Annotated in this window: 10 protein-coding genes; 4 read left to right on the top strand and 6 right to left on the bottom strand. The window is 72.1% G+C overall.

What is annotated here, in order from left to right; all coding sequences use genetic code 11:
• Both AB0C20_RS19240 and AB0C20_RS19235 read left to right on the top strand, forming a co-directional pair.
• The coding region (locus AB0C20_RS19240; RefSeq protein ID WP_357568439.1) for a response regulator transcription factor at nucleotides 1-512 on the top strand (512 nt) is incomplete at its 5' end.
• Nucleotides 513-541: 29 nt separating this feature from the next.
• Nucleotides 542-1,945 (top strand): HAMP domain-containing sensor histidine kinase, encoded by a 1,404-nt coding sequence (locus AB0C20_RS19235; RefSeq protein ID WP_357187228.1) that lies wholly within the window; start codon nucleotides 542-544, stop codon nucleotides 1,943-1,945.
• A gap of 279 nt (nucleotides 1,946-2,224) precedes the next feature.
• Here the strand turns inward: AB0C20_RS19235 and AB0C20_RS19230 are convergent, their stop codons facing one another.
• Together AB0C20_RS19230 and AB0C20_RS19225 are read right to left on the bottom strand one after the other, a co-directional pair.
• On the bottom strand, nucleotides 2,225-3,247 hold the full coding sequence (locus AB0C20_RS19230) for an adenosine deaminase (RefSeq protein WP_357568438.1): 1,023 nt from the start codon (nucleotides 3,245-3,247) through the stop codon (nucleotides 2,225-2,227).
• A complete protein-coding gene (locus AB0C20_RS19225) occupies nucleotides 3,244-4,038 on the bottom strand; it encodes a trans-aconitate 2-methyltransferase (RefSeq protein ID WP_357187234.1) in 795 nt (264 codons plus the stop codon). The genes AB0C20_RS19230 and AB0C20_RS19225 overlap by 4 nt, the downstream gene beginning before the upstream one ends.
• 83 nt (nucleotides 4,039-4,121) lie before the next feature.
• Between AB0C20_RS19225 and AB0C20_RS19220 the strand changes: the two genes are divergently transcribed.
• Both AB0C20_RS19220 and AB0C20_RS19215 read left to right on the top strand, forming a co-directional pair.
• Nucleotides 4,122-5,105 carry an aldo/keto reductase gene (locus tag AB0C20_RS19220; protein ID WP_357568437.1) on the top strand — a complete coding sequence of 328 codons (984 nt, stop codon included), beginning with the start codon at nucleotides 4,122-4,124 and terminating at the stop codon, nucleotides 5,103-5,105.
• 88 nt (nucleotides 5,106-5,193) lie between these two features.
• Nucleotides 5,194-5,385 (top strand): hypothetical protein, encoded by a 192-nt coding sequence (locus AB0C20_RS19215; protein WP_357187240.1) that lies wholly within the window; start codon nucleotides 5,194-5,196, stop codon nucleotides 5,383-5,385.
• A 152-nt stretch (nucleotides 5,386-5,537) separates the two neighbouring features.
• Here AB0C20_RS19215 and AB0C20_RS19210 read toward each other — a convergent pair whose 3' ends face one another.
• The 4 genes from AB0C20_RS19210 to AB0C20_RS19195 form a co-directional block, all read right to left on the bottom strand.
• Entirely contained in the window at nucleotides 5,538-5,741 is a 204-nt protein-coding gene (locus AB0C20_RS19210) for a cold-shock protein (RefSeq protein WP_030338233.1), read from the bottom strand.
• A 287-nt stretch (nucleotides 5,742-6,028) separates the two neighbouring features.
• Nucleotides 6,029-6,301, bottom strand: coding sequence for a DUF4235 domain-containing protein (locus AB0C20_RS19205; RefSeq protein ID WP_130400249.1), 273 nt, complete (start codon nucleotides 6,299-6,301; stop codon nucleotides 6,029-6,031).
• A complete protein-coding gene (locus tag AB0C20_RS19200; RefSeq protein WP_196927356.1) occupies nucleotides 6,298-6,672 on the bottom strand; it encodes a DUF3618 domain-containing protein in 375 nt (124 codons plus the stop codon). Before AB0C20_RS19200 ends, AB0C20_RS19205 begins: the two co-directional genes overlap by 4 nt.
• Nucleotides 6,669-7,103 (bottom strand): phage holin family protein, encoded by a 435-nt coding sequence (locus AB0C20_RS19195; RefSeq protein ID WP_030338239.1) that lies wholly within the window; start codon nucleotides 7,101-7,103, stop codon nucleotides 6,669-6,671. Before AB0C20_RS19195 ends, AB0C20_RS19200 begins: the two co-directional genes overlap by 4 nt.
• Nucleotides 7,104-7,214 lie beyond the last annotated feature (111 nt).

The raw sequence follows: 7,214 nt of genomic DNA, 5'->3' as shown, positions 1-7,214 counted from the left end.
GCTCGGACGCGCTGCGGATGCTGCGCGGCATCACCGACGTTCCGATCATCATCGCCACCGCCCGCGACGACGAGCAGTCGGTGGTCAAGCTGCTGCGCGCCGGCGCCGACGACTACATGGTCAAGCCGTTCACCGGGGCACACCTGGACGCCCGGATCACCACAGTGCTGCGCCGGGCCGGCCGGGCCAGTCGGTCCGTGCAGCCCGCTGTGCACAGCGTCGGCGGGCTGCGGGTGGACGTGGGCGAGCGCAGCGCCCAGCTCGACGGGGAGCCGCTGGCGCTGACCCGCAAGGAATTCGACCTGTTGGCGTATCTCGCCGCACGACCTGGGCGGGTAGTGTCCCGCCGGGAACTCTTGGAGGAGGTATGGCGGCAGCCATCGGTCGGCGAGGATCAGACCATCGACGTTCACCTGTACTGGCTCCGCAGAAAGATGGGCGAGTCCGCGGCGAAGCCGCGCTACCTGCGCACCGTGCGGGGGGTCGGATTCCGGCTGGTGGCACCGGACTGAGGACGGCGCTGGCCCTGCTCACGGCCGGCATGTGCAGTCTCGTGGCGCTCGCGTTCCTGATCCCGCTAGGGCTCAGTCTGCGCGAGCAGAGCCGGGACGAGGCGATCGCCGACGCGGCCCGGCGCAGCGCGCTGGTGACCGGCGCGCTGGCAGTCAGCACCGACCCTGCGGTCGTCGAGCGTGCCGTGGTGGCCAGCGCCGATGGCGCACCCACCCGGCCCGTGGTGCACGGGTTGGGATTGGACGAGTCCGCCGGTCGGGCCAGCGGCAGCGACCTGGACCGGGCCCGCACCGAGCGCCAGTCGGTGGTCGTCGACGTCGACGGGGGTGTGGCCCGACTCGACCCGGTCGTCCTCGGTGACCGGACGGCAGTGGTCGAGGTGTTCCTTCCGGAGTCGACGCTGGGCGAGGGCGCCGGCGGCACCTGGTTGCTGCTGTTCGCTGTCGGCGCGGCGATGGCCGGCGCGGCGGTGCTGGTGGTCGACAGGGTCGCTGCCCGCGCGGTGGACTCCACCCGCGGTCTGGTCAAGGCCGCGCTCTCCATCGGCGACGGCGACCTCGGCGTACGCGTCGAGCCGACCGGTCCGCGCGAGCTGGCCGAGGCCGGGTACGCCTTCAACCGGATGGCGGACCGGCTGGACGCCGCCCGCACCGACGAGCGGGAGCTCGTCGCCGACCTGTCGCATCGTCTGCGTACCCCGTTGACTGTGCTGCGGTTGGACGCGGAGGCGTTGGAGTCCGACGACACCAGCGTGGGTTCGTTCAGCCCGGCGGAGTTGGACCGGCTGCGCGGGATCCGGCGGATCCGGCAGGCGATCGTCACCCTGGAGGGTGAGATCGACGTGCTGATCAAGACCACCCGTAAGACGGTGGCGCTCGAGGCCGGGCCGGCGATGTGCGACGTCAGCGAAGTGGTCCGGGACCGGATGGTGTTCTGGGCGGCGTTGGCCGGCGACCAGAACCGGCCGCACCGGGTGAACGGCGCCCAGCTACGCATCCCGGCGCCGGTGCCGCGGGCCGAACTGGCCGCCGCGCTCGACGCGGTGATCGGCAACGTCTTCCGCTACACCCCGCAGGGCACGGCGTTCGAGGTGGCGGTGTCCCGGCGCGACGGTTACGTGGCGATCCGGATCGACGACGCCGGCCCCGGCATCGCCAACCCGGACCGGGCGCTGCGCCGGGGCGCCAGTGACCAGGGCTCGACCGGGCTCGGGCTGGACATCGCCAAGCGGGTCGCGTTGCAGGCCAACGGCTCGGTGAGCATCGACCGCGCCCGGCTGGGCGGGGCCAGCGTGGTGATGCTGCTCGCCGACCCGGAGGCGACGCCCCGGCAGGTCAGCCGCTTCGGTCTGGTCGGTCGGATGGCCCGCGACGCCCGGGACACGAAGGCCACCGGTCGTCGCTGGCCCCGCCAGCGCCCCACCGACGACTGACCCGGCCGAACCCGGGGCTGTGCGCCGGCGCAAGTCTTCCTTAGATCGCGGTTAACGACCGCGTTGGATCGGCTGCTGGCTGACAGGATCACAGCACGAACCCACCAGTTCCACCGGCCGAGCGCACCACGCACCCACGGCCGGTGGAGCCGCGCGCGCGGCGGGAGTCACAGGTCCCCCCACACCCACACTCCCGCCGCGCGCCCTGCTCAACCAACCGGCCCAGCCGAGCGACCAGCCGGCACCCGAGCGGCCGACCAGCCCCGCCTGCCGATCAGCTCAGCCGGCGGAGGCGAGGTACGCGTCGATCTCGGCGAGGATCCGCTGCTGGCCGGCGGCGTCCAGGAAGGACGCGGTCACCGCGTTGCGGGCCAGCCCGGCCAGGCCCTCGGCACCGACGCCGAGCAGGCGGGCGGCCACCGCGTACTCGTCGTTGAGGGTGGTGCCGAACATCGGCGGGTCGTCGGAGTTGATGGTGACCAGCAGCCCGGCCTCGACCAGCCGGGGCAGCGGGTGCTCGTCGAGGGTGGCCACCGCCCGGGTACGGACGTTGGACGTCGGGCAGATCTCCATCCCGATCTGCCGCTCGGCCAGGTACGCGAGCAACTGCGGGTCCTGCGCGGCGGAGATGCCGTGCCCGATCCGCTCGGCGCCCAGCTCGTTCAGCGCGTCCCAGACGGTCTGCGGCCCGGTGGTCTCACCGGCGTGCGGCACCGAGCGCAGCCCGGCGGCGCGGGCCTGGTCGAAGTACTGCCGGAACTGCGGTCGGGGTACGCCGATCTCCGGGCCGCCCAGACCGAAACTGACCAGCCCGTCAGGGCGCTCGTCCAGCGCGATGCGCAGCGTCTCCTCGGCCGCCGGCAGGCCGGCCTCGCCGGGGATGTCGAAGCACCAGCGCAGCTCGATGCCGAAGTCGGCCAGGGCACGCTTGCGGGCGTCCTCGATGGCCTCGCAGAACGCCGGCGCGGGAATGCCCCGTCGGACGTGCGAGTACGGGGTGATGGTCAGCTCCGCGTACCGGACCTGTTGGCGGGCCAGCTCGCGGGCCACCTCGTGGGTGAGGATCCAGACGTCCTCCGGGTCGCGGATGAGATCCACGACGCTCAGGTAGACCTCGATGAAGTGCGCGAAGTCGCGGAACTCGAAGTAGCTGGCGAGCGCGTCCGGGTCGGCCGGCACGGGGGTGCGCCCCTCGTGGCGGGCCGCCAACTCGGCGACGATCCGGGGCAGGGCGGAGCCGACGTGGTGCACGTGCAGCTCCACCTTGGGCAGGCCGGCGATGAAGGTGGACAGGTCGGTCACTGGTTCTCCTGGGCATGGTCGCCGGTGTGGGCGACGACGAAGACGCGGCGGAACGGGAAGTACACCTGACCCTGCCGCACCGGGTACGCCGCGGTGAGTAGTACTCCCAGCTCGGCCCGGAAGGCGGACCAGCCGGCGGCGTCCAGTGCGGCCCGGACCGGGCGCAGCGCGGTGCCCTCCATCCAGGCCAGCACCGGGTGCTCGGCGGCGGGTCGAGCCGGCAGCAGGTGCACGTAGGTAGTCTCCCAGGCGTCCACCGCGCAGCCGGCGGCGGTCAGCAGCTCCGCGTAGTCGGCCGGGTCGTCGACTGGGTCCGCGCGCAGCAGCGGGGCGACCTCGGCACGCCAGGTCGGCCGGTTGGCGACCTCCCGAAGGGCGCGGTGCGAGTCGGCGGCGAAGTTGCCGGGGACCTGCATGGCGAGCCAGGCGCCGGCGGGCAGATCGGCGGCCCAGCGGCGCAGCAGCTCCTGGTGGCCGGGGACCCACTGCAGGGCCGCGTTGCTGACCACCACGTCCTCGTCGCCGGCCGGGCGCCAGTCGCGCAGGTCGGCGACCGCGAAGTCGACCGGCGCGCCGAGGGCCTCAGCCCGCTCGATCATCTCGGGCGAGGAGTCGAGACCGCGCACCCGGCTGGTCGGCCAGCGTTCGGCGAGGACGGCGGTGAGCTGGCCGGGGCCGCAGCCGAGGTCGACCACCGCTCGGGGTCGCTCGGCCGGGATCCGGGCGAGGAGGTCGTGAAACGGCCGGGATCGCTCGTCGCCGAAGCGCAGGTAGGTCGTCGGGTCCCACATGGTCGCCTCCCAAACCGTACGTCCGTACTGCTAACCGTACGGCTCGCGTGGCAGGGTGGCAACCCGATCACTAGGCTCGGGGCATGGAACAGCGCAGCTTCAACCGGCTCGGCCGGACCGTTGGCGCGGTCGGCCTGGGCGCGTGGCAACTCGGCGCCGACTGGGGCACCGTCAGCGAGGACGACGCGATGGCGGTGCTCGCCGCCGCCGTGGACGCCGGGGTCACCTTCCTCGACACCGCCGACGTGTACGGCGACGGCCGCAGCGAGCAGCTGATCGGCCGCTTCCTGCGCAGCCGACCCGACGCCGGGCTGACCGTCGCCACCAAGATGGGCCGCCGCGTCGAGCAGCGGCCGGAGGCGTACACCCTGGCCAACTTCCGGCAGTGGACCGACCGCTCCCGGGCCAACCTGGGCATGGACACCCTGGACCTGGTCCAGTTGCACTGCCCGCCCACCGAGGTCTTCTCCTCCGACGAGGTCTTCGACGGCCTGGACACCCTCGTCGCCGAGAAGGCCATCGCCGGGTACGGGGTCAGCGTCGAGACCTGCGACCAGGCCCTCACCGCGATCGCCCGACCGGGGGTGGCGAGCGTCCAGATCATCCTCAACGCGGTCCGCCACAAGCCACTGGAGCGGGTGCTCCCGGCCGCGGCCGCGGCCGGTGTCGGCATCATCGCCCGCGTGCCGCTCGCCAGTGGCCTGCTCTCCGGCCGCTACGACGAGCACACCGAGTTCCCCGCCGACGACCACCGCAACTACAACCGGCACGGGGCGGCCTTCGACGTCGGCGAGACGTTCTCCGGAGTCGACTTCGACCGAGGTCTGGCCGCCGTACGCCGGCTGGCCCCGCTCGTCGACGCGGACCGCACGATGGCGCAGTTCGCCCTGCGCTGGGTGCTGGACCAGGCCGGCGTCACAGTGGTCATCCCCGGTGCCCGCGACGCCGACCAGGCCCGACGCAACGCCGCCGCGGCGGCCCTGTCCCCGCTCACCGACGAGCAGTTGACAGGCGTCCGCGACACCTACGACGAGTTGATCCGCCCGCAGGTGCACGACCGGTGGTGACCCGCGCGCCCGGGGTGCTCGCATCACGCCATCCGGCCGGCGATGCTGGACGGCGGCGCGCCGCCCCGGGCGGCGGAGAGGGGACGCGATGAGGGGTTGGCTTACGCTCACCCTCGGCCTACTGGCCGTGGTGATCGGTGCGGTGTGGACGGTCCAGGGTCTCGGCTACGTCAGCGGCAGCGTGATGACCGACGAGAAGATCTGGGCGGTGATCGGCCCGCTCGTGACGGTGGCCGGGCTGGTGGTGCTCTGGTTCGGCCTGCGCTCGCGTCGACGCTGACCGCTCGCTGCACCGGCAAGCCTGAGGCTGACCGCCCGCTGCACCGGCGAACCCGAGCAGGCGAAAGCCCCGCATCCCAACCGGGATGCGGGGCTTTCCCGTGACCCTTGAGCCGGATCGTCCCACTGGCCGGCGGGGGCCGGCCGTCCTACTCAGATGGGGCGGACCTGCTCAGCCTGCGGGCCCTTCTGACCCTGAGCGATCTCGAACTCCACCCGCTGGTTCTCCTCCAGCGAGCGGTAGCCGCTGGTCTGGATGGCCGAGAAGTGGACGAACACGTCAGCACCCCCACCATCGACGGTGATGAAGCCGAAGCCCTTGTCAGCGTTGAACCACTTCACGGTTCCCTGAGCCATGTGTTTCTCCCTCTAAAAACTGGCGGCCGTGCACGCCGTCCGGCCGATTGGCCGTTTTTGAGCAGCGGCGCCTGAGGCGGCCCCACAAAGGAGACTTCTCTCAACCCACGCCATCTCGCAACAGCGGGGACCAGCAAATCACGGAGGTAAAAAGTCTGTCACGACCTCTCCGACGAATTTCTCCGACATGTGACCTGACGGATGCCTCAGGTGCGCTGGGCGGCGTGCGATGCCATGCGAAAGCCCCCTTCCCATCGATGCGGGAAGGGGGCTGAAGTCGCTGCTGGTCAGTCCGGCCAGCTGCCGGTCATCCGGCGTACGCCGACCGCGCCGCCCCGGTCCACGGCGGCCCGGACGACCGCGAAGATGGCGCCCTGCAACGCCGCGGCGGCCAGGATCTCGCCCCAGCCGCGATCCTCGTCGGTAGCGTTGGGCGCCTCACCGTCGCCGGCGGTCACCTTCCAGACCTGCCGGAAGATCGCCCCGGCCACAGTGCCCGCGGCGATACCCAACAACACCCCGACCGGCCGGTACGCGACCCTGCCGATGCTCTTACTCACCTACGCCTCCCCCGCACGATCATCAGCACCACCACGGTGGCCACCGCGCCGGCCGCGATGGCCGCCCACGGCACCGGGTTGCGGCGCACCAACTCGCCCTTGTCGTACGCCTGTGCGCGTACCAACTCACCCTTTTCGTACGCCTGCGCCCGCGCCATCCCGGCGCCACGCGCGGCCTGCCCGCGGACCCGGGCGACGGTCTGCGCCGCCTGCTCCCGCATCCGCTCCTTGGCCTGCTCGGCAGACTCCTTCAGACGCGCCTTGACGTCGGCCTTGGCGGCCAGCGCCTCCATCGTCTCGCCCAACTCGACCCGGGTGCGACGGATCTCCTCGCGGAGGGCCTCCGTGTCGCCGGTCCCGTTACCGGTCATTGCCGCCCCCTGTCCTTCACTGCGGCGGTGACGGTGTCCATGTCTGCCCGCAGGCTACGGACCGTGGCCGCCGGCACCGGCGGGACGGCACGGCTGACCTGCTTCTTGCCCACCAGGGCGAGGATGCCGGCCACCAGGAAACAGGCCACCGCCACGATCAGCGCCGCGGCCCAGGCGGGCAACACCAGGTCGAGCAGCAGGATCGCCGTGGCGACCAGCGCACCCAGACCGAAGAACGCGAGCGCGCCACCGCCGCCGAACAGGCCGATCCCGATGCCCGCGTGCTTACCCTTCTGGGTCAACTCCGCTCGGGCCAGCGTCAGTTCGTCCCGTACGAGGCGGGAGATCTGCTCAGTGGCCCGCTGCACCAACTCGGCGGTGGAGGGCTCGCTCCCGTTCTGGGATGTGCGGGCTTTCGCCACGTCAGCCATGCTGTCCTCCTTTCCTCATCACCGCGCTGTATGCCCGAAGTCGCCGCTCGTCAATCCTAAAGCGCGCCAAGCAGCTCACCGTCCCCGTTGTCCGGACGCCGCGCCGCCAAT

Source organism: Micromonospora sp. NPDC048843 (genome assembly GCF_040649965.1).
Classification (GTDB): domain Bacteria; phylum Actinomycetota; class Actinomycetes; order Mycobacteriales; family Micromonosporaceae; genus Micromonospora; species Micromonospora hortensis.
The sequence above is the reverse complement of the archived record's forward strand: the minus strand, read 5'-3'. Positions and strand labels throughout refer to the sequence as shown.